This window comes from Anoxybacillus sp. P3H1B, assembly GCF_001560855.1.
GTDB classification, from domain to species: Bacteria; Bacillota; Bacilli; order Bacillales; family Anoxybacillaceae; genus Anoxybacteroides; species Anoxybacteroides rupiense.
Genome location: NZ_LPUG01000021.1, coordinates 94,974 through 118,927, shown reverse-complemented (window position 1 = coordinate 118,927; position 23,954 = coordinate 94,974). Strand labels below are relative to the sequence as shown.

Genomic DNA, 23,954 nt, shown 5'->3' with positions numbered 1-23,954 from the left:
AAATAGTTATGTTAAGGGATGTGGCTCCCCCGTCAACGCTCTTGCTGCTCCTTCGTCCGTGATTAAAATCGAGCGAGGCGCTTGCTTCATATACGCTTTAATCGCCTTTGCTTTAGAAGCACCGCCAGCAACGGCAATCACATGCTGAACGCGTTTAATGTCTTCAAGCTGAATGCCGATTGTCTGCACCTTATGCACCACTTCGCCCGCTTGATTAAAGTAATATCCAAAAGCCTCAGCCACAGCATGTCTTTGCTTAATTTTTTCCATGTCTTCTCTAGAGGTTTTACGGCGTTCTGCCATCGTGATCGCATCGCCAATTCCATGCACTACGATATTCGATGATTTGATCAGTTGAAGCACTTCTTTGACTGCTGGTTCTTCAATCAGCGACTGATACGCCTCTTGGCTTAGATGGTCAGGCACATGGAGCAAACGGTAATTGCCCATTGCTTTTTCCGCCATTTTGGCACAGATCGTATTCGCTTGATTTTCGACATGCTCTCCTAATCCGCCTCGGGCAGGAACAAATAATATGCCGTGCTGTTTAGGATCTGGCATCATCATATCGGCTACTGCGGCCATTGTCGTTCCGCCGGTCACAGCGACGATACTTTGATCGCTCAGCTTTTCTTTCATGCACGCTACACAAGCTCTTCCCATTTCTTTTTTCACCCAAGGAGAAAGGTCGCTATCTCCAGCAACAATGATGACCTCTTCGACAGGGAGCAAACTTTTTACCTTTTTCTCTAAATCCTTCAAACCGAGCAGTTCCTTCATCACATCTTCCAAAAGATTGAGCAATTCGTCACCATCGGATGTCACGTGCATACCAGATGAAGTGATGGTAATTAAGTTTTGGTCTTTTAGAAATTGTACTTCTGCGCGAAGGACACGTTCGCTCATCCCGATGCTTCCAGACAACGCTCTTCTTCCAATCGGCTGCATCAGCCGAATGTACTGCAAAATGCGATAGCGTTTTTGCATAAACTCAAGAAGATCAGGCAATAATTTTTTCTGTGCATCAATCCATGATCGCAATGTAGTTCCCTTCCCCTTGCATATAATATATGGACACAATACGTCCCGCAGTGACTTATTTTGTCCCGCTTGTGCAAAAAAAATTACTCCTGCCCTCTTTTTTAATTGTAACAGGAGTATGGTAGATGTTCAACTATTCAAGCATTCAAGTAACCGCTTTCTTATAAAATCTTTTTTAATAAGGCCATAGGCCAGCTCTTTCCCGTCCACTTCGACGACCGGAATCATCAGATGGTATCGTTCCAACAACACATCGTCTTGATAAATATCGATTTCTTGAATGGTAAAATGGAGTTCAGTCTGCAATTCAGCTAAAATTTCTTTCGCCTTCTCGCACAAATGGCAATCTTTTTTGGAATAAAGATGGACAATCATCACGTTCACACCTTAATATCGTTTTCGTTTCGCAGATGATGGAATATGCAATTGTTCCCGATACTTGGCCACTGTTCTTCTGGAAATAGCAATTTGGTGCTCTTCGTTTAATAAATCAGCAATTTTTTGATCGGATAAAGGAGCATGTTTATCCTCTGCTTCAATCAATTTTTTAATCAATTCTTTCGTCTTGGCTGCAGATGCTTCTTCGTTATCATTTTCCGCAGAAAGAGAGTTTGTAAAAAAATGGCGAAGCTCTACGGTGCCAAACGGTGTCTGTACATATTTATTCCGAATCACTCGACTGACGGTAGATTCATGAATATTCAGCGCATCGGCAATATCGCGCATTGTTAATGGTCTTAGTGCGGCCAGCCCTTCTTCGAGGCATTGCTTCTGTCTTTCCATGATTTCCTTCACAACAAGAACCAATGTTTGTTTACGTTGTTCTAAGCTTTTTGTCAACCACATAAATTGCCGGTATTTTTCTCTCACAAACCATTCAATTTGTTCGTCCTGCTGATCGGCGACTTTTTTTTCGTAAGCGTGATTCCAAATCACTTCTGGAAGAAACTCATCATTCAGCCACACACATATCTCCCCATCACGCTTTGTGACAATCAAATCCGGCACGATAAAATGCGGATCCGCCGCAGCATAATGACTGCCCGGCCGCGGCTCAAGCGTGCGAATTAAATCCCATATTTCCTGCAAATTCGATATGCTGATTTTCAGCTGCTTCGCAAGCGCTTTCCATGCCTTTTCAACAAACATCGTAAAATAATCAGCTATGACCCGTTCTGCTAGTTCATGGCGAACAGGCAGGCGCTGAAGCTGGATGAGCAGGCATTCTTGCAAACTGCGCGCGCCCACTCCGGCCGGTTCAAGCGATTGCAAAAACTGAATGGCTTCCTCCAGTTCTTCTTCTGATAACGACAACAGGGCCGCGGTTTCTTTCATTTCCATTCGCAAATATCCATCCTCATCAAGTGAAGCAATTAAATAATGCAAAATCTGCCGTCTTTTTGCAGATAACGGAAAAGCGTGAAGCTGGGCTTTTAAATAAGACGCAAGCGTCTCGGAAGATTTCCCGATATTTTCAATCCAATTTCGTGTTTCTCCGTTCCTTGACTGCTTAGGAGTACGAACAAACTTATGATCCTTGATTTCGAGAAAAGGATTTTCTAGAGATTGCTCATGCAAAAAAGAGCGCAATTCAAGCGTTGAATACTGCAGCAATTCAATCGCTTGAGCCAGTTCCTTTGTTAATGAGAGGTGCAAGCGTTGCTCTTGAAACAGCCCCGCTCTCATAATCTCACGCTCCCTTCTTTATTATTGTACATCAACATCCTCAAAACGTATAGGAAATAAAATTTCCGTATATCCGAATCCATTATTTTTATATATATTCGAAAAATCACACAAAAAAGACCTTTCCTGATCGTGGACTGCTGCTATTATGAAGATAGATAACAGGAGCATTTTGGAAAGTATAGGCGGATATTCTTTATAGATGTGGTGAATGTTGTCGATATCCTACACATAGTTGTCAGACTAATGATACTACTGATCCACTCAAAACCAATGAACACTGCTTGAATTCTTGTTTTTATCGCTGAAAAACCGATCAGAATCCGACCTTTTACACGAAACATCCCAAATTCATACCAATAAAAGGAACAAGGGAAAGCTCTTTCGCTCTTTTAAATACGACGGGTTCTGGTAATCCTACTTATTACAACATAGGATTAAAAGAGGGTGATTGGGTGATTTACATATATAATGACTACGCTGGAACACATAGCACGGCACTAGCAGCAGCCTACCATTTAAAAAAGCTGCCTTTGGATCGAGAGCTGACGAAAGAAGAAATTTTAAATACGGACTATTTTAACAAACTGACAAAGGATGATTTCGGAAAATTTTTCTTCCACGGAATCGATGAAGATGGAAATTCTGTGTATACCATTGGCAGAAAAAGAAACAAATTAGTCGTTCAAGCATTGGTAAATTTCATTACGTTGCTACAAGAAAAACATAGCCATCACGAAAAGATTATTTTTTCTAATACTTCGCCAACGGTTCCATTTGCCATGACAATGGGAGGGTTTTTTTCAAGAGGATTGCACATCGATTTTATTGGCGTCCCCTTATTAGTTTTAGGTGCCAAACAATGTTGTCATGATATTCTTCGTCTCGTTGAATTTACAAAGCAAATCGGTCAATCGACAGAAAAAAAAGTCGTTGTATTAGAAAATCAAAATTTCAAATAACATCTATCTCTTGGTTATTTTCGTGCCAAAAATGCTCGAAAATAACCATCCTTTTTTCTTCCTGACAAACAGAGAAGAAGCAACCCGTCCGTTTCTCCGCTGCTTCTTTATTTGAATCCCCCCCTCAACATGTTCTTTGATTTTTCCCAATAAAAAGGGTCCAGCATCGCCATGGCGCCTTGCCCGCAAAGAGATTGATTCGTATGTCATCGACGAAAAGAGCCCCTACCAATGGATTTAACAACGCTGGAACTGTCTTGTGAAAAATTTTTCCAAAAACAAAAGGACTCTTTCGGATTTAAAAAAATAAAAAACGACCGCAAATGCAGTCGTATCAAGGAGTTGTGGAAATTTAATCCGAACCAGTAGGATAGTTGGAACGCCCTCGGCAGGATTCGAACCCACGCTAAGAGAACCGGAATCTCTCGTGCTATCCACTACACTACGAGGGCATGATTGGTTAGCCGCATGTTCCATTATAATGAAGAACGTTTTTTTTTGCAAGGGGAAAATAAATTTTAATTAAGTATATTTTACCCTTAATTTTCCATTTATTTGATTATTCATTATTATATAGATTAAGAAATCGAACAGCCCCAAATCCGATTCATTTATTAATTATTGCACTGAAAAAACTGTGACTTGTATACAAGTCACAGTCGCATCAGAATATGCTCAAAGTGCTTTCATTAACTTATTTTTAGTAATTTCAAATATAAACATTATTTATTCCATTATCATCATATAATAAACCCTACATGCCCAGTTAGAAATGCTCAATCTAATGATTGACTAATTGTTATCGTCAACAAATATTTATTGAGCTGAGTATAATTCTTTCATTTTGTTTAATAGTTGCTTTGATGGTGTTTCATATTTGATATAAGCTGGCATCTTGGTGATATAGTAGCCGCTCCCTACACTATACTGTCCTCCATAAAGCTGATCATAGCTATATACCCGATAACGCTCACCCGGTTTTAACACTCTAACAAAATGCAATTTATTTTGTTCATCGCGCTTCCATAAATTGATTGGTTTAATGATTGTAATTCTTCCGATTTGCCCTCTTTTTAATTGCTCATTTCCCCACATAATAGCTACTTTTGTTTTAACAGAAATTAATTCTAAAGATTCTGGATCACCATGAATCAAAGATGGATTTTCTGATTTTATTAATCCTAAATTTTTAGCATAATATCGATATCTCCCATCACTTTCTTTAACTTCTACTACATTTTTGAAAGTTCCGGCTTTTGTTTTCACAGTCTTATTTAATGATGTGATCGTACAAGTAATTTTTTTTCCTGCAAAATTCACATAAGACCATTGTTTCCCTATTTTCAGTGGATAAACAAGACGCAAGGAATATTTCCCCTCATCGATAACAAGTCCCTGCTGATTCTCTTGATAAGACTCCGTTGATACATAGTCTTTTTCTCCATAAGAGTAAACTTCTTGCCATATATACTTATGATTTTGCATATGACTAAATTCCTTAACTGCCTTTCCTTCATAATAAATATAATGTAGGATTTTCTTCGGATCAGGCATGTAACTATCATCTCCAGCAGCAAAAGCATTTTGAGCAAATAAAGTAGTCATAAACGTCAAAAACAACCCGATAAACAAAGTTGCAACCTGAAAAGTTATAATTTTGTTCACTTTGCTTCCCCCTCTCTATAAAAACATTATTCAACATTCAAGCAATAAATCCCTCTATTTTACATAAAATAAATTTTGTTCCTTAACCGATTTCCATTGTGAATTTAACAAACCACTCTTAATACTAGAGGCATATTTAAATTAATCACTTAATCACCTTTTAATACGATTTATATTCACTAATTAAATTTTTAGTAAACATATAAAAAGTTTGAGATTAAGCTAACCCATTATAAAATCTACAAAACACTCTATCTAACTTGATTATTGCGACAACTATTTTTCCGGAATAACTCTGATCTTACAGCAGATAAATGATACAATAGGTGTATATCTGATTATCATCCTCCCCCACCTATACGTTGAAGGAGGATGATAACCTCATCATTTCTCCCTTATTCGAATACGAGAAAATTGACTCTTCTCATTAAAGGATGCCGTTAAAATCAAAGAAAGAATTAAAAAGTAAACAGTCTTATCAATTATGAGATAAACCATTCCGTTCATCATCTATACCATATAAAACTCCTATTTCCCAATGCCAAAGTAGGAATGTTTAAAAAACAAAAAAGCGGATATGCTGAAAAAAGGGATATCGAAACAGAATAGCGAATAAATAAAATTATGAGGAGAAGGCAAAACGCTTTTTGTTTGACCTTCATTGACCAATTATGTATCATAGAAATACATATGATTTTAATTGACTGGTAAAGGAGGAAAACTCATGAATTTAATTCCTACAGTGATTGAGCAAACAAGCCGCGGTGAACGCGCATATGACATTTACTCCCGCTTGCTTAAAGACCGCATCATTATTTTAGGTAGTGCCATCGATGACCATGTCGCGAACTCCATTGTTTCCCAGCTTTTATTCTTAGCAGCGGAAGATCCGGAAAAAGATATTTCCCTTTATATTAACAGCCCTGGCGGTTCGATTACAGCCGGAATGGCCATTTATGACACGATGCAGTTTATTAAGCCAGATGTTTCGACCATTTGCATTGGAATGGCAGCATCAATGGGGGCGTTCCTGCTTTCTGCTGGCGCAAAAGGAAAGCGCTTTGCTCTTCCAAACAGTGAAATCATGATCCATCAGCCTTTGGGAGGAGCGCAAGGTCAAGCTACTGATATCGAGATTGCCGCTAAACGCATCTTGTTCTTACGCGATAAGCTGAATCGCATTTTGGCAGAAAATACAGGCCAGCCAATCGAGATCATCGAGCGCGATACAGACCGCGATAACTTTATGACGGCGGAAAAAGCAAAAGAATATGGTTTAATCGACCGCGTGTTGGCACGCGTTGACGAAAAATAATCCGGACAGCCAGTAGTAGACAAAGTCAAAACAGACTTTGTCTACTACTATTTTAAAAACGTTTGGCTGAAAAATGCGGACAGCCAATCTGAAAATATGAAGGCTGTTCTTTTCCGTAAAGAACAGCCTTTTCCTTTATGCATCGAATGAATCTCGGACAAAGTGCGGTTTGAGCATCCTGAACGAGTCGCTCTCTCCCAGCCATTCCTGCAGCCTCTTACTATCCTTCTTTTTGCACATATTTTGTCAATGCTTCAATCGCTTCTTGTTCATCCGGTCCATCAGCGATTAATGTAATGACAGACCTGGAGCTGATCGCTAGGCTCATCAGACCCATGATGCTTTTGGCATTGACTTTTTTTCCATCTTTTTTAATAAAAAGATCCGATGAGAAGCGGTTCGCTTCCTGAACAAAAAGTGCAGCTGGACGCGCTTGCAATCCAGTTTTCAACAACACTTCCACCTGTTTTTCCACCATATTCCTTCCTCCCCTTTTCCTGATTTTATTTATGGAAGTCTACAGGCTGTCCTGCCCGCAGCTTTTCAGCAATCTCATCGATTTTCCGCAAGCGATGGTTAATGCCCGACTTGCTAATTTTCCCCCCTGAAACCATTTCACCTAATTCTTTTAATGTAACATCTTGATATGTTACTCGTAATTCTGCAATTTCTCGAAGCTTATCTGGAAGTGCGCTTAAACCAATGGTTTCATCAATGTAGCGAATGTTTTCTACTTGACGAATCGCGGCGCCAATCGTTTTATTTAAATTAGCCGTTTCACAATTGACAAGGCGGTTGACCGAGTTTCGCATATCGCGGACAATCCGAACATCCTCAAAGCGCAGCAAAGCCTGATGAGCGCCAATAATATTAAGAAACTCTGAAATTTTTTCTGCCTCTTTTAAATACGTAATAAACCCCTTTTTGCGTTCCAACGTTTTCGCATGCAGCCCAAAATGGCTGTTCATTAATTCACATAACGAGTTGTTATGATCTTTGTCCAGTGAAAAAATCTCTAAATGGTAGGAAGAGGTTTCGGGATTATTAACCGATCCGCCAGCAAGAAAAGCGCCTCGCAAATAAGAACGCTTGCAGCATTTTTTCTTGATCAATTCTGGAGAGATGACCCGAACAAACGAAAAAGATTCCTCCAAGATTTTTAAATCCTCAAGTAATTCGCGCGCTCCTTCGACAATTCGAACGATGTAAACATTGTTTTTCTTTAAGCGCATTTTTTTCCGGACAAGCAGTTCAACGGTAACGGTGTATCCTTTTTTCATTAGCGTATAAATGCGCCGGGCGATGGCCGCGTTTTCCGTTTGGACATCAATGGTAAGCTTGCGATTGGAAAAAGACAGCGAGCCATTCATGCGCAAAAGGGCTGATAATTCTGCTTTTAAGCAACAGTCTTTGACATCTAAATTCGTTAGCTCTTTTTTCGTCTCTGACGCAAACGACAACCTACTCACCTCCATGCTTCATGATTTTTTCAAAGGATAAAGGAGGTGCGTGCGACTCTAGCACGTTTCTAAAAGTGAAACGAGCAGCGCTGCCACCTTTTTTGTATCATGGCGTATCACGCGATCTTCATACTTTACAATATGATCGCGGATAATGGTTATTCCCAGCTCCGTTAGCTTTTCTAAATCTTCCTTGACAGGTTCGGACAGCTCTTCCGCATAACGCTGCTGAATATCCTTAGGAATTTCTCCGCTATTGACAAGAATCATATCCAAAAAAGCACACTCCATATGATCATACAGCGCTTTCACATGGTCGCTTGCTGTATAATGCAATGTTTCGCCGGCTTGGGTCATGACATTGCATACATAAACTTTTTTAGCTTTTGCCTCGCATACCTCTTGACCGATTTTCGGCACTAACAAATTAGGCAAAATACTTGTATATAAGCTTCCAGGGCCGAGCACAATCAAATCAGCCTGACGAATTTCATGCAGTGCTTCTTCAAGCGGTTCAATCTGTTCTGGAGTTAAAAAAACTCTTTTGATTTTTTTTCCAGAGTACGGGATTTTCGATTCTCCAGAAACGATGGTCCCGTCTTCCATTTCCGCATGAAGAACTACGCTTTTATTCGCTGCCGGCAATACCTTGCCTCGCACATTCAACACTTTGCTCATTTCACGAATGGCTTTAACAAAATCTCCAGTAATGGAGGTCATCGCAGCTAAAATTAAGTTGCCTACTGAATGGCCCGACAATCCGTTTCCGTTTTGGAAGCGATGCTGAAACAATTCAACGACGAGCGGCTCGACATCTGAAAGTGCAGCTAGAACATTGCGAATATCACCTGGCGGCGGAATATCAAGTTCATCCCGCAAACGGCCTGAACTTCCTCCATCATCTGCTACAGTCACAATCGCAGTAATATCGACATCATATTGCTTCAGCCCTCTCAACAGCACAGGCAAACCGGTTCCGCCACCAATAATAACGATCTTCGGATCAATCTTTTTACTCATAGATGCTTTTCCTTTCGTCTTTCCATATCTCGATGAGACACATGCGTCTTATAATCAGCCGAAAAATGTTGAGCAAGATATTCAGCAAGCGCTACTGAACGGTGCTGGCCTCCTGTGCAGCCGATTGCAATGACGAGCTGGCTCTTTCCCTCCCGCTTATAGTGCGGCAGCATAAACGTCAATAGGTCAATCGTTTTCTCAAGAAACTTTTGCGTTTCGTTCCATTTCAGTACATATGAGGACACTTCCTCGTCCTTCCCTGTCTTAGGTCGCATATGTTCAATGTAATGCGGATTCGGCAAAAACCGGACATCAAAGACTAAATCGGCATCAATAGGCAAGCCGTATTTAAAGCCAAATGACACAATATGAACCGTAAAGGTTTGATGTGTGTGTGAAGAAAATTGCTTTAAGATCTTTTCGCGCAGCTCCCTTGGTTTTAAATCAGAGGTATCATAGATGATTTGCGCTCGTCCCTTTAGCTCCTCCAGTATTTCTCTTTCCAACCGTATGCCCTCAAGCGGCAAGCCATTGGACGCAAGCGGATGAGTGCGCCGCGTTTCTTTATACCGAGCAACTAGTGTAGAATCTCTCGCATCGAGAAATAAAATTTGTGGTGTCACCCATGACCACTCCGATAAATCATCAAGTGCCGCCAATAATTTATCAAAAAAATCGCGGCTGCGCAGATCCATCACTAACGCAATTTTATTAATTTTATTCCCCGATTCCTTCATTAGCTCTAAAAATTTTGGCAGCAAGGTTGGTGGCAAGTTATCGACACAAAAAAACCCCAAATCTTCAAAGCTTTGAATGGCCACCGTTTTTCCCGCTCCCGACATTCCAGTGATAATAACCATTTGTATGTCGTTGGTTGAACCTGTACTCATCTTCATCCTCTCCCCTTAGCTTGGGTCTAATCGATACGAAAGCAGTTGGAAATCTTCTGTATAAATAAACGAACCATAGATCATGCCAGAGCCCTTTAACATATAATCTAAAATATGACGATCTCCCGGTGCCATCGGGAGTTGGTGAATCGTTTCCACAGGGTGCCATTCAAGCTTCCCTTCCTCACAGTAAGGCACATGTTCGCCATCAAACTGATCCGCAAAAAACGTAAACATCATCCACTCCGAAACAATTCGCTCCTGATCCTTGATCACAATGGTAAATACCCCTTTTAATTCGGGGCTTTTCAAATAAATGCCCGTCTCTTCCCGATATTCTCGAATACATGCTTCGCGAATCGTTTCACCTTGCTCCATCTTTCCTCCAGGAGCAACCCACCAGCCTCGGCGCGGTTTTTGCAGCAACAAAATTTTCCCATCATTAACCAAAACACAATTTGTTACGCGTTGCAACACGTTCACCTCAACATTACTCAATACAGTTTACTTTATTATACTATTTCTGGCGATATGGTGCTAGTTGCATATCGGCCGTATATCGCAATAGGAGCGCGATGATGAATCTGTGAGATCAGACGGCTCCGACTGTTTTTGCTTCATACCCTTTGTATCTTGCGACAGCAAAAAAAGAGGCACGGGAAGTACCCATGCCATACACGGAAATTTATATAAAAGGGGGTCAATTACTTTACCTTTAGCATACAGGAAAATTATTTCATTTGTGTTACAGTGCGGTTAAACATCCATTACGGTTTCGTTAAGTGATTATTTCACTTTTAGCGACTCTTTTAGCTCCTCTACGTAATGCTGTGCACTTTGCGCCGCAATGCTTCCGTCCCCTGTCGCCGTTACAATTTGCCGCAGCGATTTTTCACGGACATCGCCCGCCGCAAAAATTCCGGCTATTTTTGTTTCCATATGTTCGTTTGTTTCAATATAGCCATTTTCGTTTGTAATGCCAAGGCTGACAAATGGCTTCGAAAGCGGCAGCATACCGATATAAACAAACACGCCATCACATGAAAACTCCCGCTCTTCTCCTGTTTGTGTATGGACAAGCGTGACTCCGCCCACTTTTCCGTCTTTTTCATGAATTTGCTTAACTGTATGATTCCAGATAAAATCGATTTTTTCATTAGCAAATGCACGGTCTTGTAAGATTTTTTGCGCCCGCAGCTGATCGCGGCGATGCACGATCGTAACCTTGCTAGCAAAACGAGTTAAATATACGCCCTCTTCCACTGCGGAATCGCCTCCGCCCACAACAACAAGCTCTTTTCCGCGGAAAAAGGCGCCATCACATACGGCGCAATAAGAAACGCCGCGGCCGCTCAGCTCTGCCTCCCCAGGAACACCTAGCTTTTTATACTCCGCTCCTGTCGCAATAATCACCGCATGCGCTTTATATTGTTTATTTCCGACCACAATGGTTTTGTGCTCTTGGCCATCAATCACTTCTTTTACGTCACCGTAAGCATACTCTGCTCCAAATTTTTTGGCATGTTCAAACATCTTCGTTGCTAATTCTGGTCCCAAGATATGTTCATAACCTGGATAGTTTTCTACATCCTCCGTATTGGCCATTTGGCCGCCTGGAACTCCGCGCTCAATCATCAGCGTCGACATGTTCGCTCTAGATGTGTAGACAGCGGCTGTCATTCCGGCCGGTCCCGCCCCAATAATAATGACATCATAAATTTTTTCTTCTGACACAGCGTCCACTCCTTTACGCGCTACTTACCTGCTTATTATTTCCTTACTTTTATCGTATATAAGTCCTGAATAAACGTCTATTAATTTGCTCATTATAACCATTTTCGAACTTGTTTTACATATTTTTGAACAGTTGATAACGAAATACTGTACTTTTCTCCGATTCCTTTTTGTGTCACGGATTCGCCCTGATTTCGCCTCCATACATATTCAATCGCTGCCGCCCATGCTTGATAATTGGAGAAGTTTCGCAGCACATCCACCGCATTGGCGAACACATGAAACCAAGCGATATACATTTTTTCATCTGCTAACACATTTTTTTCCCATAATTCATCCATTACGGCGTAGGCGTCTACGATATACAATGGGGCCACTGCTTGCGCTGGGAGCAAAATATAATCAATAAACTCCCGGACAAGCCAATGCTGTTCCATTGTCTCTCTTACATGGATATACGCTTTCACTTCATCCGCATTCAATGATTTGCTGATGACATATAATCCATAAAGCACTTCAGCAATATTCGCTCCGTTCATCCACCGCTTAATTTTTTCTTCAAACACTCCCCACGGCTCTTGCCCTTTCTTATCAGGGCTCAGATCGATTACTTTTTCCCACGCTGTTTTGGCTAAACGGGCATGACCGGTATAATAAGCAGAATAGGCGAGCCAATAATAAAATAAAAAATCACCATGAAACCGCATTTTATACAAATGGTGAAGCCATTTAAAAGCAAGGTCAAAACGTCCGACAAGCGCGAATGTAGCGCCAAGCTTATAGCGCTGATCAATGAGAAACGGATGCACACAGGCTAATTCCTCTGTCAAGCGGGCGACCTCTGCTTCATCCTGCAAGTAATGAAAAAACACAAGCCGATTGCAAAGTGCATGCAGGTTGCCAGGATTTTTTTCAAGCACTTCATTAATAACGCTCTGTGCTTTTTCAGCATTTCCCATATAAAAATAAGCTAATGCCAAATTATTGTATGCGGACCAAAATTCCGGGTATTCAGCAATCATCGCTTCCAACACTTCAATTGCTGCCGGAAAATCCCCTTTTTCCAGTAACGAGCGCGCTTTTTCTTGTTTTACGATCAAATCCTCTTGACTGATAAACTCATCATCTTCATATTCGATGCTTAAAAGCTCTATTAAATCTTCAATCTCTTCCAAAAATTCACCATCCGGTTCACGCTCTAAATAGGTTTGCGCATGATTCATCGCCTCGCGAAATAGACCAAGATGAGCATAATTATGAGCTAAAAAATAAAAGCATTCACTCATTTCGGGATCAAGCTCATGAACAACGGTCAGAAACAGCTGATTAGATGCTTGATATTCACCTAACTCCGTCAATACAACCGCAAGCTGAAAAGCAAACATCGCTTCTTGACCATTCAATTGCACAGCCCGCTCCAAATATTTTTTCGCTCGCGCCAAATCGCCACGTTTATAAGCAATTAACCCTTTTTTAAAGTAGTACTCTCCGCTTTGCACAAACGGAATGACCTTCGCTGCTGATCGTTTTCGTTTTAATTGTTTTCCCATCTAGTCCTCCATGTTCCGCTGAATTCACCGAAAAGAAGTATAACATATTCTCTTAAAACTGTATAAGCGATATAAGCTGAATTTTTGTTTTATTATCCATTCCTGAAGAATTGACACAATAAAGCTGCTCCAAAAGAGAAGAGCCTCATTTTTTCAGGATCCGGAGTTGCCTTATCATGCGAATATAGGAGAAACACTCAACAATTCAAAAAACAACCCTCACATCAAATGATATAGATCACAAATGTTGATGATCCATTATTTTACTAAAAACATGGAATGATCGAGCTAGCTAGAAAGAGGCTTTTCCCGCCAGATGCATGCCCAGTCGGCAAGCGATGGCTTGCCGATTATGGCAGAAAAGCTAGGAATCAAGCAAGGTCAATTGTTTTTTATTGGACAAGCAACACACTTGGGGTTGTTTATTTTTTCTTCAGAATGCAGCCGGTGATTAGCCAATCATCATTCATCTCCTCGAGAGAGTCCGATCTTTTCAACTGCGGGGCTCTGAACTAAGGAAGTGTGAAAAGCCATCTATTGACAGCTAGCGAGGGACTAACGCTTCAACACCTTTAATCTGAGGAAAAAGGGGACAGGCAGCACCTTTAGGCAACGGATATGTCACTTAAACATAACAGAAGCTGGCTCCAATCGCAATACGAACGATTATGAACCAGCTCAAAAATTACTCTTTTGCTGCATGGCGCTCCTTTAATACAGCAAGCACGGCATCAAGCGGCAATTTTTGTTCACGCAACAGGACAAGCAAATGATACAATAAATCGGCAACTTCCCATTTTAGTTCTTCTGGATTGCGGTTTTTGGCTGCAATAACGACTTCGGTTGCTTCTTCGCCTAGCTTTTTTAAAATCTTATCAATTCCTTTTTCAAATAAATAAGTTGTATACGCCCCTTCCGGACGCTCCGCTTCACGTTTGGCGATAATTTGTTCAAGCTGATTAACAATGGAGAAGCGGTCAGTGTATGCGCCAGCTGCTTCGCCGTGGATCGTTTCGGAAAAACAAGAATAGCTTCCGGTATGGCAGGCAGGCCCTTGCGGTTCTACCAGCATAAGGAGAGCATCTTGATCGCAATCATAACGCATCTCAAGAATGCGTTGCGTATTCCCGGAGGTTTCTCCTTTATGCCACAACTCTTGGCGGGAGCGGCTATAAAACCATGTTTCCCCTGTTTCAAGCGATTTTTGCAGCGCCTCTTCATTCATATAAGCAAGTGTCAACACTTCCTTGCTTTGCGCATCTTGCACAATAGCGGGAACGAGCCCTCTTTCATCAAAACGAATATTAGAAATATTCATCGGACGTGCACTCCTCTCTCGCGCAAATAGGCTTTTACTTCTTTAACAGACGTTTCTTTATAATGAAAAATCGAGGCAGCTAAAGCAGCGTCTGCTTTTCCTTTAAGAAACGCCGAAACAAAATGCTCTGCATGGCCCGCGCCTCCCGAAGCAATGACTGGAACGGAAACAGCTTCGCTCACTTTTTTTGTAAGCTCAAGGTCAAAACCGTTTTTTCCTCCATCACAGTCCATGCTTGTTAATAAAATTTCACCTGCGCCGTGCTCTACCGCTTGCTTGGCCCATTCGACCACTTCCCAATTCGTCGGCTTGCGCCCTCCATGTGTATAGACGCGCCAAGAACCGAGCTCTTCATCGTATTTGGCATCGATCGCTACGACTATGCATTGTGAACCAAAAAAATCAGCTCCCTCACTAATAAGCGAGGGACGGATGACTGCCGCCGTATTTAAAGACACCTTATCCGCACCAGCGCGAAGAATGCGCTTCATATCTTCTAACGAATGGATTCCGCCGCCGACTGTAAACGGAATGGCAAGCTGTGCCGCGACATTCTCAACGACTTCGATCATGGTTTTTCGTCCCTCATGGGAAGCGGAAATATCTAAAAACACCAGCTCATCGGCCCCTTGTTCGTCGTAAAATTCCGCCAATTCAACTGGATCTCCCGCATCGCGCAACTGCACAAATTGAACCCCTTTTACCACGCGGCCATCCTTCACATCAAGACAAGGAATAATGCGCTTTGTAATCATTCGCCCTGCACCACCTTTAACGCCTCAGCAACAGTAAACTGATTTGTATACAATGCCTTTCCAATAATGGCTCCTGTTACTCCTTCATGGACAAACGGCTTCAATGTTCGCAAATCATGGAGAGAACGGACTCCTCCTGAAGCGATCACATTCCGTCCGGTTGCCCGCGCCATATCGGCAACCGCTTCAATATTCGGCCCAGACAGCATGCCATCCGTCGCAATATCGGTAAAAATAAACGTCTGCGCTCCAGCCTCCGCCAGTTCTTTTCCCAGCTCTTCCGCCTTGACATTCGATGTATTCAACCATCCTTCTGTTGCCACATAGCCGTTTTTAGCATCAATGCCAATCGCAATGCGCTCGCCGTATGTGGTCAGCATTTTTTTGACAAAAGAAGGATTGGAAATAGCAGCGCTGCCTAAAATCACGCGAGCCACCCCGTTATCCAAGTAGTAAGCGACATCCTCTTCCGTACGGATGCCCCCGCCCACTTGCACATTCACCTTTAACTGCCGGACAACCTCAATGACAAAGCGATCATGGATACGGCGTCCCTCCTTTGCGCCATCGAGATCGACCATATGAATCCATTGCGCTCCCTGCTTGGCAAATAGACGCGCCATCTCAAACGGCGAGTCGCCATATACCGTTTCCTTATTATAATCGCCCTGTAATAGCCGAACACACTTGCCGCCGCGCATGTCGATCGCCGGATAAATGGTAAACGCCGTCATCATTCGTTCTCCTTTCTTGCTACAAGATCCGCATAATTTTTTAATATGTTCATTCCGATGCTGCTGCTTTTTTCCGGATGAAATTGTGTTCCAAATAAATAGTTTTGACCCACGACAGCCGGAACTTCCACATCATATGTGCTGCTTGCCAGCACAACCTCTTGATCGGTTGAATCGACATAGTATGAGTGAACAAAATAGACATATCCTTCTTCGACATTTTTAAAAAGCGGAGACGGATAACGAATGTGCAGACGATTCCATCCCATATGCGGTACTTTATACGCTTCACCACTTGAGGTCGTTCCCGGAAAACGGACAACGCGGCCTTTTAATAGCCGAAGCCCTTCCGTCCTGCCATTCTCCTCGCTCTCATCGAACAAAAGCTGCATCCCAAGACAAATTCCAAGCAGCGGCGTTCCGTTTTCCACCGCTTCACGAATAAAATCAGACAGCCCTGTTTCATTCAAGATGTGCATGGCATCTTTAAAAGATCCGACCCCCGGCAAAATAAGGCCTTTCGTTTTCTTGAGCTGATCCACGTTCCCTGAAACGATAGATTCATAGTTCAAGCGCTCTAGCGCTTTGCTGACGCTGTATAAGTTGCCCATTCCATAATCAATAATGCCAATCATTTATAACATTCCTTTCGTCGATGGAACTCCCTTTACACGCGGGTCAATCATCGTCGCTTCAGCCAATGCTCTCCCCAGCGCTTTAAACACCGCTTCAATCATATGGTGGGTATTGCGGCCATAATGAACAATCACATGCAAATTCATGCGCGCCTCCAAGGCCAGCTTCCATAAAAATTCATGCACAAGCTCCACATCAAACGTCCCAACTTTTGGGCTTGGGAATTCGCCACGAAACTCAAAGTGCGGTCGGTTGCTTAAATCAATCACGACTTGTGCAAGCGCCTCGTCCATTGGCACAAACGCGTTGCCATAGCGTCTAATTCCTTTTTTATCACCTAAAGCTTCTCGAAGCGCCTGCCCTAAGCAGATTCCGATATCTTCCGTTGTATGATGGTCGTCGATTTCAATATCGCCGACAGCCTTTACCTGTAAATCAAACTGCCCATGCTTCGCAAAAAGATCCAGCATATGGGTTAAAAACGGCACTCCTGTTTCAAGCTCCGCTTTTCCCTCGCCCTCCAGCGTCAGTTCCAATTGAATATCTGTTTCATTGGTCGTTCGTGAAATCATAGCCTTTCTCATGATGTTTCTCCCCCTTGATTTTTCAAACGTTCTTCTACAGCCCGCGCATGTGCTTCCAGCCCTTCTAGCCGCGCCAGCGCAGCAATTTTTGCGGCGTTAGCCGCTAGCGCCTGTTCGCTGTATAAAATAAGGCTCGATTTTTTAACAAATTCATCGACGCTCAATCCGCTTGAAAAACGAGCCGTTCCGTTCGTAGGCAGCACATGGTTCGTGCCGGCAAAATAATCGCCTACGGGCTCAGAGCTAAACCGCCCTAAAAAAATCGCGCCAGCGTGACGAATTTGTCCAACGAGGCTCATCGGATCATTCGTGATCATTTCCAAATGCTCCGGAGCCAGCTCATTAACGGCGGCGATCGCTTCCTCCATCGTCTCGGTCACATAAATCGCTCCATATTGTTCGATAGCGGCAGCGGCGATCTCCTTGCGCGGCAGCGTTTCCAGCTGTGCTTCTACCTCGCTCGCGACTTCCAGCGCCAATTTCATGGAAGGAGTGACAAGGATACTGGAAGCGCGCTCATCATGCTCAGCCTGTGATAAAAGATCAGCGGCAATTTCATTCGCTTTTGCTGTTTCATCAGCTAGCACCACGATTTCACTCGGTCCAGCAATCATATCGATCGCCACTTGCCCGAACACTTCCCGCTTCGCCAGCGCCACATAAATGTTGCCTGGACCAAAAATTTTATCAACCGGCTGAATGGTTTCTGTCCCATAAGCAAGGGCGGCGATCGCTTGGGCACCCCCGATTTTATAAATCTCTTGAATTCCAAGCTCGCAAGCCGCGACAAGCACTCCTGCCGGCAAGCTGCCTTGGGCATCGGGAGGAGATACGATCACAATCCGCTTGACTCCTGCTACTTGTGCGGGAATGACATTCATTAAAACAGAAGAGGGGTAAGCCGCTGTACCGCCCGGCACATAAAGCCCCACCGCATCAAGCGGTGTGATCTTCTGACCGAGGATCGTTCCGTCCTCCTTCATCATCATCCAAGACTCCCGCTTTTGGCGTTCATGATACTCACGAATATTTTCCGCCGCTTCGCGAATGATGGCAATCAAGGAGGAATCCAGTTGCTCATAAGCTTGGTCCATTTCCTGCTTTGATACCTGCAACGATTCAAGTAAGACGCCGTCAAATCTTTCCGTATATTCCTTTAAGGCCTCATCTCCTTTGCGCCGCACCTCTTCAATAATAGTTCGGACCGTCTGTCTTTGCTGTTCGGTCCCCGTTTCGATCGATCGCTTCAATGATAAGGCGCGCGTCAGTCGCTCAATCTTCATGTAACACTCCACCCCTTTCATTCCTCGCCAATGATGACTGATAACCGCTCGACAAACTCATGAATAGGCGCTGCCTTCATGCGATAACTCACTGGATTGACAATTAAGCGAGAGGTTACCTCCACAATTTTCTCTAGCTCCACCAGCCCATTCTCTTTTAATGTTCTTCCGGTCGAAACAATATCGACAATTCGGTCCGCCAATCCGACGAGCGGCGCAAGTTCAATAGAGCCGTTTAAGTGAATAATTTCAACTTGCTCTCCCTTTTCGCGAAAATAGCTGGAGGCAATATTCGGATATTTCGTCGCCACTCTTGGCGCAATCCGATTCATTTTTCCATCAGGCAACCCGGCAACGGCTAAATGACATGGGCTGATTTTTAAATCCAAAATCTCATACACATCCCGTTCCTCTTCTAGCATGACATCTTTTCCGGCAATCCCTACATCAGCGACACCATGCTCAACATATGTGCTGACATCCATTGGTTTCGCCAAAATAAAACGCATCTTCTCTTCGGGAACATCGATAATCAGCTTACGAGATTCATCCAATTCAGGCGGAAGCCGGTAGCCGGCTCGACGCAGCAGCTCCACCGCTTCTTCAAAAATGCGGCCTTTTGGCATCGCAACGGTTAACATACGCTATTCCTCCTTTGACCATGAACCGGCACATATTCATCCAATCACAAAAGCGGCAACGGCGGGAACCCGCCTTCCATCATGGATCACAAGCATTTCGTGATCATGAATTTTGACCAATTAAGTAAGTAATGTGGTGATATTGTTTTGCGCAAGCATCAATATTTTCGATTCCCGATATGTGCTGCATAACGACTTTTTCACCGTTTTTTCGCCGCTGATTCGCCAATTGAATCGCTTCTGAAAGCCTTTCTTGACTAAAAATAATGCAATGGATATCCCGGCTCTCCTCCGGTTCGCCTAGCGCTTCAATCAACCGGTCGACCCGAATCCCAAATCCGGTAGCGGGAGCCTTTCGTTCAAACTTTTCCAACAATTCATCGTAACGCCCGCCGTTTCCAAGCGGAAAGCCGACTTTTTCTGCATATACTTCAAATAAAATTCCCGTGTAATAGCTCATATGGCTCACAAGATTGAAATCAAACTTAATATGTTCCGTCACTTGATACAGTTTGAGATGTTCATACAGCTGCTCCAGCTCGGCAATCGTGTCGATTCCGTTCTCTCTATCCACCAGCTCGAGCGCCCTCTCAATACTTTCGGCTCCACCGCGCAATTCAAGCAGATTTAAAAGCCGCTGCTTATCGATCGAGGAAAGCGGCAATGATTTGACATGTTCACGGTAACCAACGTAATTTTTTTCATACAAAAAGCGGCGCAACGTATTGGAACGCTCTTCATTTCCTAAAATATCTAAAAATAGCGCATGAACATAGCCAATATGTCCAATTGTGACTGTAAATCGGTCAAGCCCTATCTGTTTTAAGGCGGCAATCATTAAGCTAATCACTTCTGCATCTGCGGCAATGGTGCCATCGCCGATGCATTCCACTCCAATTTGTTCAAATTCGGCCGGGCGCCCTCCCTCTCGCTGCTGGGCGCGAAACACATTCGCATGATAAGCCAACCGGAGCGGATTTCCGCTTTCGTAAAGCTTTGACGCAGCCAAGCGGGCAATCGGCGCCGTCATATCAGGACGCAAAACAAGCGTATGACCCTGCTGATCAAGAAGCTTAAACAATTGATGGTCATCAATCGCTGAAGCAGTACCAACCGTTTCGTAATATTCTAACGTCGGAGTTTCAATAAACTCGTATCCCCATTGTTCAATTTCATTCGCCATTGTTCGGCGGACGTGCTGCTTCGCTTTATATAAAAAAGGTAATGTATCGCGCATCCCCAACGGTTTTTCAAACATAAACAGCTTTCTAGACATAGTAACCCGCCTTTACCGAAATACTTTAGTTTGCTAATATGGTAGAGAGATGAAGTTATTTGTAGTTTACTCCTTGTCGGGGCTTACGTCAAGGTTAAGATGATTCAAAATAGCACTAATCACTACAAGAAGCTTAATGAATTCATGCTTTCCATAATAAAAATGGTCCATCAACAACATTTCTCCTGCCTAAGCATAAGAAATCGCTGTTTATGGACAAGCGCCTGCCGTCTATATCCCATCCATCGCATAAAAAGTGAATCGACAACACCTATGGATACGAACACACATATTTTCCATTCGTTCGGCGAACCGCTATCAAAGGCTGATGGACTTGCCTTCAACCGTCAAAAAGCTCATTTAACTGTACCAAACGAATTCTCTTGAAAGATACAAATGATGAACTCCTCTTAACCAATGGCGATGATGTTTTCTATCAGCCTATATTTGTACACTACGCTATAGAAAAAAGAAAAGCCGCCTCTCATCTTATGAAAGCGGCTTATTCATACGGATCATTCGCATCGGATTGCCGGCCACAAATGCACCTGGAGGCACATCCTTGTGTACCACCGTTCCTGCAGCCACAATCGCGCGATCGCCAATGACCACTCCCGGGAGAATGGTGGAATTCGCGCCGATCATGACTTCATCGCCGATGATGACATCGCCTAGGCGATATTCATCAATCAAATACTCATGCGCTAAAATCGTGGTATTATAGCCAATAATCGAATTGCGGCCAATTTTGATTTTTTCTGGGAACATAATATCCGGCATCACCATAAACGCAAGTGCGGTTTTCTCGCCAATTTCCATATGCAAAAATGTGCGGTACAGCCAATTTTTCAGCCGCATAAATGGCGTGTAGCGCCCTATTTGAATGATCACTACATTTTTAAACACCTTCCAAAACGAGACCGTTTTATACACTTGCCACAACGAATTGGCTCCAGATACCGGATATTTTGTCGTTCGTCTCAAAATTTATTCCACCCCTACAATCGCCAATAAATCACTCATTTTCTCAAGCATAAAGTCTGGTCCATACTTCTCCAGATACTCTCTTCCTTTAATGGCCCATGCTACTCCTGCCGTCTTTGTTCCCGCTTGCTTTCCCGCCAAAATGTCATGATAATTATCTCCAACCATGAGCGTTTCTTCTGGAACAGAACCTAAAAGCTCAAGCGCCTTCAAAATCGGTTCAGGATGCGGTTTCGCGTTTTGTACGTCATCCAGCCCGACAACACAGCGGAAAAACGGATCAAGCTTTGTCCGCTTTAATCCCATCAGCGCCGTCGCGTTCATTTTTGTCGTCACGACTCCCAATTGAAAGTCGTGCTGGTGTAGCACGGCAATCGTTTCATATACCGTTTCATATTCTTTTATGAGCGCATCGTGCTGGCGATGGTTGAACGCCCGATAGGTCGCAATCATCTCTTCTACCCGTGCTGCATCAAGCGCAGCAAAGGTATCGTAAAGCGGCGGACCGATAAACGGCAGGACATCCTCCCGTCTATATTTTCCGGGATAGTAGGTTTCCAACGTATGCAAAAATGACTGGATAATGAGTTCATTTGTATCAATCAGCGTGCCATCCAAATCAAATAAAATCGTGCGAATGTTCATTAGGCTGCTTCCCTTCTCCCTGTTTTTCTATAAACATTCCAAACAAATCCGACCATCATCGTCAATAGAACAGCTGTTGTCAAGCGAATCAGCAAAAGCGGCCATACCGGGATGCCAAGCGGAACAAATAATAGTGTATCCTCTACCACCGCATGGCACGCAGAAAGAAACAGAAAAGCAAGCGTGACATCTTTCTTCGATACACCATCCTCTTGTACCGCCTGAATCATGACTCCCGCTCCATATGCCAAACCAAATAAAAGTCCCGCCGCCAGCGTCATCGACGTATTTTCTTTCATTCCAAGCATTTTCGTCAATGGGGACATCCAACGTGAAAACACATCAAGCCATTTTAAATCCTTCAAAATTTGAATCCCGACCATGAGCGGAATGACAATCATGGCGAGCTGCATAATTCCGAACAATGCTTTTTTCACGCCTGCCCAAACGACAGGTCCCCATCCGGAAAACTCTGCTGAAGAGCTAGAGATCATACCATATTGCGCCACCTCATCTCCTCCCTGCCAAATCAGATGAATGAGGAGCGCAGAAACAATCGCCAGCATAACGCGAACACCAATAGCTAAAGCTACATGAACCCCCACTCTTCCAGCAACTGTCACTTCCACAAGCAAATTGTGGGAAAACGAAAGCATGACAGCTAAAATCAATACTTCTTTTACCGTCAGATGCAGCGTCAAAATCGCGCCAATTCCAGCATATAAGTTTAAAAAATTCCCCAACACAAGAGGAATGGCAGCCTCCCCTGGCAGGCCGATCCATTTCATCAGCGGAGATACCACTCGAATGATCCACGGCAAAATCGGCGTATACTGCAGAATCGATACGATAAGAGTAACCGGAAAAATAATTTTTCCAAGCGCTCCCGTCGTCTTCACGCCGACTGCCAGCCCTTTTTTGACCGTCTCGACCAATCCGCTTCCCCCTTTTCTAATCTAAATAACGCTCCTTCGCCCATCCTTTTACCCGCCGTACCATCCACAATCCGGCCGCTAACACAACCAGGGCAATGGAGACAACTTGGGCAATCCGCAAATGATCTGTCAGCATTAAGCTATCTGTCCGCATTCCCTCGATAAAAAAGCGACCGATCGAATACCAGATTAAATAGCTGAGAAATAACTCACCGCGGCGCAAATTGATCCGACGCAACATGATCAGCAAGAAAAAGCCCATCAAATTCCAAATCGACTCATATAAAAAAGTCGGATGATAATATTGGCCGTTGATATACATTTGGTTAATAATAAAATCTGGAAGGTGCAAGCTTTCAAGAAAATGGCGCGTCACTGGTCCGCCGTGCGCTTCTTGGTTCATAAAGTTGCCCCAACGGCCGATCGCCTGGCCTAAAATAATGCTAGGCGCTGCAATATCGGCCAGTTTCCAAAACGAAATGCCCCGCCTTTTGGCAAAGACGACTCCCGTAATGATTGCGCCAATTAAGCCTCCATGGATGGCTAAGCCTCCCTCCCAAATTTTAGGGATTTCAGCAGGATGCTTCGCGTAATAATCCCATTCAAACATCACATAATATGTACGGGCACAAATAATCGCAATCGGAACAGCTAATAAAACGAGATCCACAAATGTTTCTTTTGCCAATCCACGCTTGACCGCTTCTCGCGTCGCAATCCACAGTCCAAGCAGCACGCCTGTTCCAATAATCACTCCATACCAATAAATAGTGATAGGACCAAGGTGTAAAAATACACGATCTAATGGCTGAATCGCTGGATCCACCTTATCCTTCCTCC

The 23,954-nt window shown here is 43.4% G+C and carries 26 protein-coding genes and 1 tRNA gene; 3 read left to right on the top strand and 24 right to left on the bottom strand.

Translation table 11 applies throughout. The features are described from left to right. Window positions 1-6 precede the first annotated feature (6 nt). The 3 genes from AT864_RS13580 to rpoN form a co-directional block, all read right to left on the bottom strand. Complete coding sequence (locus AT864_RS13580; RefSeq protein WP_044741436.1) at window positions 7-1,041, bottom strand: sugar-binding transcriptional regulator; 1,035 nt, start codon at window positions 1,039-1,041, stop codon at window positions 7-9. A 129-nt stretch (window positions 1,042-1,170) separates the two neighbouring features. Beyond that, a complete protein-coding gene (locus AT864_RS13575) occupies window positions 1,171-1,416 on the bottom strand; it encodes a glutaredoxin family protein (protein ID WP_066149727.1) in 246 nt (81 codons plus the stop codon). A gap of 12 nt (window positions 1,417-1,428) precedes the next feature. Continuing rightward, entirely contained in the window at window positions 1,429-2,727 is a 1,299-nt protein-coding gene (gene rpoN, locus AT864_RS13570; protein ID WP_066149724.1) for an RNA polymerase factor sigma-54, read from the bottom strand. 455 nt (window positions 2,728-3,182) lie between these two features. Between rpoN and AT864_RS13565 the strand changes: the two genes are divergently transcribed. Continuing rightward, window positions 3,183-3,689 (top strand): DUF3189 family protein, encoded by a 507-nt coding sequence (locus AT864_RS13565; protein ID WP_044741439.1) that lies wholly within the window; start codon window positions 3,183-3,185, stop codon window positions 3,687-3,689. Window positions 3,690-4,069: 380 nt separating this feature from the next. Here AT864_RS13565 and AT864_RS13555 read toward each other — a convergent pair. Continuing rightward, window positions 4,070-4,141, bottom strand: a tRNA-Arg gene (locus AT864_RS13555). Window positions 4,142-4,505: 364 nt separating this feature from the next. Next, entirely contained in the window at window positions 4,506-5,354 is an 849-nt protein-coding gene (locus AT864_RS13550) for an alpha-amylase (protein ID WP_066149719.1), read from the bottom strand. 724 nt (window positions 5,355-6,078) lie between these two features. On the opposite strand from AT864_RS13550, the gene clpP reads away from it, so the two are divergent. Next, window positions 6,079-6,669 (top strand): ATP-dependent Clp endopeptidase proteolytic subunit ClpP, encoded by a 591-nt coding sequence (gene clpP / locus AT864_RS13545; protein WP_044741440.1) that lies wholly within the window; start codon window positions 6,079-6,081, stop codon window positions 6,667-6,669. A 220-nt stretch (window positions 6,670-6,889) separates the two neighbouring features. Here clpP and AT864_RS13540 read toward each other — a convergent pair whose 3' ends face one another. The 7 genes from AT864_RS13540 to AT864_RS13510 form a co-directional block, all read right to left on the bottom strand. Further along, entirely contained in the window at window positions 6,890-7,147 is a 258-nt protein-coding gene (locus tag AT864_RS13540; protein ID WP_044741441.1) for an HPr family phosphocarrier protein, read from the bottom strand. A 25-nt stretch (window positions 7,148-7,172) separates the two neighbouring features. Then, entirely contained in the window at window positions 7,173-8,129 is a 957-nt protein-coding gene (gene whiA, locus AT864_RS13535; RefSeq protein WP_044741442.1) for a DNA-binding protein WhiA, read from the bottom strand. Between the two features lie 57 nt (window positions 8,130-8,186). Beyond that, entirely contained in the window at window positions 8,187-9,149 is a 963-nt protein-coding gene (yvcK, locus tag AT864_RS13530) for a YvcK family protein (protein ID WP_044741443.1), read from the bottom strand. After that, entirely contained in the window at window positions 9,146-10,039 is an 894-nt protein-coding gene (gene rapZ, locus AT864_RS13525) for an RNase adapter RapZ (protein ID WP_066149716.1), read from the bottom strand. Before rapZ ends, yvcK begins: the two co-directional genes overlap by 4 nt. A gap of 15 nt (window positions 10,040-10,054) precedes the next feature. Then, window positions 10,055-10,513 carry an 8-oxo-dGTP diphosphatase gene (locus tag AT864_RS13520; protein WP_066149713.1) on the bottom strand — a complete coding sequence of 153 codons (459 nt, stop codon included), beginning with the start codon at window positions 10,511-10,513 and terminating at the stop codon, window positions 10,055-10,057. Between the two features lie 312 nt (window positions 10,514-10,825). Beyond that, the gene (trxB, locus tag AT864_RS13515) at window positions 10,826-11,773 is read right to left on the bottom strand and encodes a thioredoxin-disulfide reductase (RefSeq protein ID WP_066149710.1); all 948 of its coding nucleotides are present in this window, start codon (window positions 11,771-11,773) and stop codon (window positions 10,826-10,828) included. A 92-nt stretch (window positions 11,774-11,865) separates the two neighbouring features. Then, window positions 11,866-13,323, bottom strand: coding sequence for a tetratricopeptide repeat protein (locus AT864_RS13510; RefSeq protein ID WP_066149706.1), 1,458 nt, complete (start codon window positions 13,321-13,323; stop codon window positions 11,866-11,868). Between the two features lie 316 nt (window positions 13,324-13,639). Here AT864_RS13510 and AT864_RS18545 point away from each other — a divergent pair, with 316 nt between their 5' ends. Further along, a complete protein-coding gene (locus AT864_RS18545) occupies window positions 13,640-13,774 on the top strand; it encodes a hypothetical protein (RefSeq protein WP_255357513.1) in 135 nt (44 codons plus the stop codon). A 234-nt stretch (window positions 13,775-14,008) separates the two neighbouring features. On the opposite strand, the gene hisIE is transcribed toward AT864_RS18545, so the two are convergent. The 12 genes from hisIE to lgt form a co-directional block, all read right to left on the bottom strand. Then, the gene (hisIE, locus tag AT864_RS13505) at window positions 14,009-14,641 is read right to left on the bottom strand and encodes a bifunctional phosphoribosyl-AMP cyclohydrolase/phosphoribosyl-ATP diphosphatase HisIE (RefSeq protein ID WP_066149703.1); all 633 of its coding nucleotides are present in this window, start codon (window positions 14,639-14,641) and stop codon (window positions 14,009-14,011) included. After that, window positions 14,638-15,396 carry an imidazole glycerol phosphate synthase subunit HisF gene (gene hisF, locus AT864_RS13500; RefSeq protein ID WP_066149699.1) on the bottom strand — a complete coding sequence of 253 codons (759 nt, stop codon included), beginning with the start codon at window positions 15,394-15,396 and terminating at the stop codon, window positions 14,638-14,640. Before hisF ends, hisIE begins: the two co-directional genes overlap by 4 nt. Beyond that, the gene (gene hisA, locus AT864_RS13495; protein ID WP_066149696.1) at window positions 15,393-16,130 is read right to left on the bottom strand and encodes a 1-(5-phosphoribosyl)-5-[(5-phosphoribosylamino)methylideneamino]imidazole-4-carboxamide isomerase; all 738 of its coding nucleotides are present in this window, start codon (window positions 16,128-16,130) and stop codon (window positions 15,393-15,395) included. The genes hisF and hisA overlap by 4 nt, the downstream gene beginning before the upstream one ends. Then, the gene (gene hisH / locus AT864_RS13490; RefSeq protein ID WP_066149693.1) at window positions 16,130-16,765 is read right to left on the bottom strand and encodes an imidazole glycerol phosphate synthase subunit HisH; all 636 of its coding nucleotides are present in this window, start codon (window positions 16,763-16,765) and stop codon (window positions 16,130-16,132) included. Before hisH ends, hisA begins: the two co-directional genes overlap by 1 nt. Next, window positions 16,766-17,353, bottom strand: coding sequence for an imidazoleglycerol-phosphate dehydratase HisB (gene hisB, locus AT864_RS13485; protein ID WP_044741452.1), 588 nt, complete (start codon window positions 17,351-17,353; stop codon window positions 16,766-16,768). Beyond that, window positions 17,347-18,633: a histidinol dehydrogenase gene (gene hisD, locus AT864_RS13480; RefSeq protein WP_066149687.1), complete on the bottom strand. Its 1,287-nt coding sequence runs from the start codon at window positions 18,631-18,633 to the stop codon at window positions 17,347-17,349. Before hisD ends, hisB begins: the two co-directional genes overlap by 7 nt. 17 nt (window positions 18,634-18,650) lie before the next feature. Beyond that, on the bottom strand, window positions 18,651-19,274 hold the full coding sequence (gene hisG, locus AT864_RS13475) for an ATP phosphoribosyltransferase (protein ID WP_066149684.1): 624 nt from the start codon (window positions 19,272-19,274) through the stop codon (window positions 18,651-18,653). 103 nt (window positions 19,275-19,377) lie between these two features. After that, a complete protein-coding gene (locus AT864_RS13470; protein ID WP_066149681.1) occupies window positions 19,378-20,550 on the bottom strand; it encodes an ATP phosphoribosyltransferase regulatory subunit in 1,173 nt (390 codons plus the stop codon). A 489-nt stretch (window positions 20,551-21,039) separates the two neighbouring features. After that, window positions 21,040-21,534, bottom strand: a complete 495-nt coding sequence (locus AT864_RS13465) for a DapH/DapD/GlmU-related protein (RefSeq protein ID WP_066149679.1) — start codon at window positions 21,532-21,534, stop codon at window positions 21,040-21,042. Between the two features lie 3 nt (window positions 21,535-21,537). Further along, window positions 21,538-22,179 (bottom strand): pyrophosphatase PpaX, encoded by a 642-nt coding sequence (ppaX, locus tag AT864_RS13460; RefSeq protein ID WP_066149675.1) that lies wholly within the window; start codon window positions 22,177-22,179, stop codon window positions 21,538-21,540. Continuing rightward, window positions 22,179-23,114 (bottom strand): nucleoside recognition domain-containing protein, encoded by a 936-nt coding sequence (locus AT864_RS13455; RefSeq protein ID WP_066149673.1) that lies wholly within the window; start codon window positions 23,112-23,114, stop codon window positions 22,179-22,181. Before AT864_RS13455 ends, ppaX begins: the two co-directional genes overlap by 1 nt. Window positions 23,115-23,130: 16 nt before the next feature. Next, complete coding sequence (gene lgt / locus AT864_RS13450; protein ID WP_066149671.1) at window positions 23,131-23,940, bottom strand: prolipoprotein diacylglyceryl transferase; 810 nt, start codon at window positions 23,938-23,940, stop codon at window positions 23,131-23,133. Window positions 23,941-23,954: the final 14 nt, after the last annotated feature.

Coding starts and splice junctions, on each gene's coding strand:
- AT864_RS13575 (WP_066149727.1), bottom strand. CDS start 1,416: ATGATTGTCCATCTTTATTCCAAAAAAGATTGCCATTTGTGCGAGAAG.
- rpoN (WP_066149724.1), bottom strand. CDS start 2,727: ATGAGAGCGGGGCTGTTTCAAGAGCAACGCTTGCACCTCTCATTAACA.
- clpP (WP_044741440.1), top strand. CDS start 6,079: ATGAATTTAATTCCTACAGTGATTGAGCAAACAAGCCGCGGTGAACGC.
- AT864_RS13540 (WP_044741441.1), bottom strand. CDS start 7,147: ATGGTGGAAAAACAGGTGGAAGTGTTGTTGAAAACTGGATTGCAAGCG.
- yvcK (WP_044741443.1), bottom strand. CDS start 9,149: ATGAGTAAAAAGATTGATCCGAAGATCGTTATTATTGGTGGCGGAACC.
- rapZ (WP_066149716.1), bottom strand. CDS start 10,039: ATGAGTACAGGTTCAACCAACGACATACAAATGGTTATTATCACTGGA.
- AT864_RS13510 (WP_066149706.1), bottom strand. CDS start 13,323: ATGGGAAAACAATTAAAACGAAAACGATCAGCAGCGAAGGTCATTCCG.
- AT864_RS18545 (WP_255357513.1), top strand. CDS start 13,640: ATGCATGCCCAGTCGGCAAGCGATGGCTTGCCGATTATGGCAGAAAAG.
- hisIE (WP_066149703.1), bottom strand. CDS start 14,641: ATGAATATTTCTAATATTCGTTTTGATGAAAGAGGGCTCGTTCCCGCT.
- hisF (WP_066149699.1), bottom strand. CDS start 15,396: ATGATTACAAAGCGCATTATTCCTTGTCTTGATGTGAAGGATGGCCGC.
- hisA (WP_066149696.1), bottom strand. CDS start 16,130: ATGACGGCGTTTACCATTTATCCGGCGATCGACATGCGCGGCGGCAAG.
- hisH (WP_066149693.1), bottom strand. CDS start 16,765: ATGATTGGCATTATTGATTATGGAATGGGCAACTTATACAGCGTCAGC.
- hisD (WP_066149687.1), bottom strand. CDS start 18,633: ATGAAGATTGAGCGACTGACGCGCGCCTTATCATTGAAGCGATCGATC.
- hisG (WP_066149684.1), bottom strand. CDS start 19,274: ATGTTAACCGTTGCGATGCCAAAAGGCCGCATTTTTGAAGAAGCGGTG.
- AT864_RS13470 (WP_066149681.1), bottom strand. CDS start 20,550: ATGTCTAGAAAGCTGTTTATGTTTGAAAAACCGTTGGGGATGCGCGAT.
- ppaX (WP_066149675.1), bottom strand. CDS start 22,179: ATGAACATTCGCACGATTTTATTTGATTTGGATGGCACGCTGATTGAT.